This is a genomic window from Colwellia sp. BRX10-4 (genome assembly GCF_014077465.1).
Lineage (GTDB): Bacteria > Pseudomonadota > Gammaproteobacteria > Enterobacterales > Alteromonadaceae > Colwellia_A.
On the sequence record NZ_JACGVZ010000063.1, the window covers coordinates 1 to 2,894 of the forward strand.

The window sequence follows — 2,894 nt, forward strand, 5'->3', positions numbered from 1 at the left end:
AACAATAATGTTACCGACAGAATAGTTGTTAATTGGGTGTGTGGTATCGCTTTAATATCTAGTGTTACTTATTTATCTCTAGCACCTTGGATCTCAAATATAGTAAGGGCGGCTACTTTTATTGGAGTATGTCTTTCCCTGTATCTTTGGTGGTATGCGCCATAACAAGCAATTCAAGCAGGACAAATAATGGGGCGTTAGCATTACTACTATCAAGACTAAATTGAGTGTTTGGATGGGAATGAATAAAAAATATATTTTACTAATTATTACTTCTTTAGTTTCACTATTAATGTGTGCTGTAACTGAACTTTATTACTTAGATAACCCTGATGGTACTTTTTTTGCTCGCTCAGGAGCTTTAATTGTTATTTTAGGTACGTTAATTAATTTTATCGATTTTGGTAATCTTAATACAAAAAAATATCTACCAGATGACGTTAATTCACAGATTCGCACATATATCGAAAACAAAGAAGGTGAAAAAGCGTTTCAACTTCATTGGAAGTTTGAGCAAGAATTTAGAGATAACCTTATAAAGTTTCAAGGCTATGTATTTATATTGGGTACATTAATTTGGGGTTTTGGGGATTTGTTTTTTTGTGCTGTGTTATCTTGCACATAATGCTAACAAGAACTTCAAACGGAAAAAATACAGTTGGCTGTTTTCACTCCGTTCAACATTTTAGCCAACTATATTTTTCCGCTTAAGTAGGCGTTATATGCTAAATGGAGTTTTAAATGGGGCATGGAGCAAACATAGATAGAAGGTATGATTTAGACTGGCTAAGAGTTATCGTCTTTGGGGTACTTATTCTATACCACATAGGAATGTTTTATTCGACTTGGGGATATCATGTAAAAAGTGTGCATGCTAGCGAAACTGTTGAATCCCTTATGAAGTTGATCAATCCTTGGCGCTTAACTTTATTATTTTTTATTTCTGGCATAGCGATAAGGTTTGCCATTGATAAACAACCATTAATTAAATTTACGTTTAAGAGATCTATTATACTTCTAATACCAATAATTTTTTGTATTCATACTATTATCGCCCCGCAATCGTGGCTTGAGCTATTAGAAAATGGAGAGATAACTTCTGGTTTTTGGGCGTTTTATCCAGAATATTTAATAGGGAGTATAGATAAATACACGGTAATCATTCCAACCTGGAACCACCTTTGGTACGTTGTTTATTTGTTTTTTTATACTTTATTACTTATTCCTATCGCTCGTCCTTTAGCTTCTTTTATGAATGGCTATGGTAAAAAAATGAGTAGTAGATGCCTTGATAACTGTTTAGGTATCTTTGTGGTAATGTTGATTCCGGTCATTCCATTTATAATTTTTCACTATATTTTAAAACCTATTTACCCATCAACACATGCACTTTTTGATGATTGGGCAAACCATCAGTTATATTTCAGTATTTTTATTTTTGGCTTTTTAATAGCCAAAGACAAAAGCTTTTGGCAGGCTATTAATAAAGCATTGATTCCAGCCCTAATCATGGTTTTTATTATTTCAACTATTGCTTCTATTGTATGGTATTTAGAAAGTCACAATCATAGCTCGTATGCCCTTGATATTACGGAACACTATTCTGAGAAAGCAAGAAAGACAGCATACGCATGGTTTTCAATTGTTGCCTTGTTAGCTATTTCCCAACGATGGCTAAATAAACCGAGTAAAGCTCTTTCTTATATGACAGAGGCTGTATTTCCTTGGTATATTTTACATCAAACATTAATAGTTATGATTGGTTATTGGCTAACAAGGCAAGGACTATCAATTTATAGTGAATCCTTAGCGTTAATATTATTAACATTTTTGGGCTGTTATTTGATTAATGAATATTTTATACGTCGTTGGAAATGGATCCGACCTTTATTTGGGTTAAAGCTATATAAACTAAAATATTAATAGCTGTAGAGTACTACTTCAGCGCATATAACAAGTTACTCAAACGGACGCTAAACAATTGGCTAGCTTCGTTCCTCGCAATTTTAGCCAACTATTTATCGCCGCTTAGTAAGGCGTTAGAGCTATAAGGAGTTAGCAATGAAAAATGTCATTTTAATTACAATGTTAAGTTTAGTTTTAGGTGCTTGTGCATCAAGTGATACTGCACAAGTCGTCGATGAAGCCCCAATAAAATATAAGGATTTATCTTTAAAAGACCAAAGGGATTTAGTTAAAGAGTATTGGGTAGTTGAAAAGAGGCAAGAGCCTAAATATCCATTAGCAGCAGCTAAAAAAGGTTTGTCGGGGTGTGTTGATCTTATTGTTGGCATCAACCAAGATGGTAAAACTAGTGGTTACAAAGTAAAAAATTCTTACCCCAAAGGCGTATTTGATAATCATGCGGCAGCTTCACTCAAAAAGTGGAAATGGTCTGCAACAGAAGGAAATATAGATAGAACGCCTGTATTGACGTCAATACAATTGGACTTCATGGTTAGTGGAGCCAAAAATGCTAAGGAAGCTAAATCTAAATGCGGATGGGACTATAAAGTATAGCTCTAACAAGTTGCTCAAACGGACGTAAAACAGTTGGCTGTCGTTCGTTCCTCACTAATTTTAGCTAACCATTATTTTCCGCTTAGCAAAGCGTTATATGCTCTTAATAAATACGTTTTAGGGCAAGACATTTTTAGCTAAGTGTTTTACGCTAAACTCCGTTTAGTGCAGCACTAATAAGCATTGCCTCTTTTACCTTTTTCAAAGGTGGCAACGCTATTAGTTTGTTCAGGCAGCTGTGAGTAGCTTAAAATTCACGGCTATTTTTTATTTTATGGGTAACTTAAGTTCGTGCAGAGTTTGATTCAACGTTCTCTGCATATAACAAGTTGCTCAAACGGAAAAATAACAGTTGGCCATCGCTTCGCGATTAT

The 2,894-nt window shown here is 34.4% G+C and carries 3 protein-coding genes; all 3 read left to right on the forward strand.

Features of this window, described 5'->3' with window-relative positions:
* The first annotated feature begins 241 nt into the window (after nt 1-241).
* Nucleotides 242-625: a hypothetical protein gene (locus H4J67_RS19655; RefSeq protein WP_182204806.1), complete on the forward strand. Its 384-nt coding sequence runs from the start codon at nt 242-244 to the stop codon at nt 623-625.
* A 116-nt stretch (nt 626-741) separates the two neighbouring features.
* Nucleotides 742-1,923, forward strand: a complete 1,182-nt coding sequence (locus H4J67_RS19660; RefSeq protein WP_182204808.1) for an acyltransferase family protein — start codon at nt 742-744, stop codon at nt 1,921-1,923.
* Nucleotides 1,924-2,061: 138 nt separating this feature from the next.
* Entirely contained in the window at nt 2,062-2,520 is a 459-nt protein-coding gene (locus tag H4J67_RS19665; RefSeq protein WP_182204810.1) for an energy transducer TonB, read from the forward strand.
* Nucleotides 2,521-2,894: the final 374 nt, after the last annotated feature.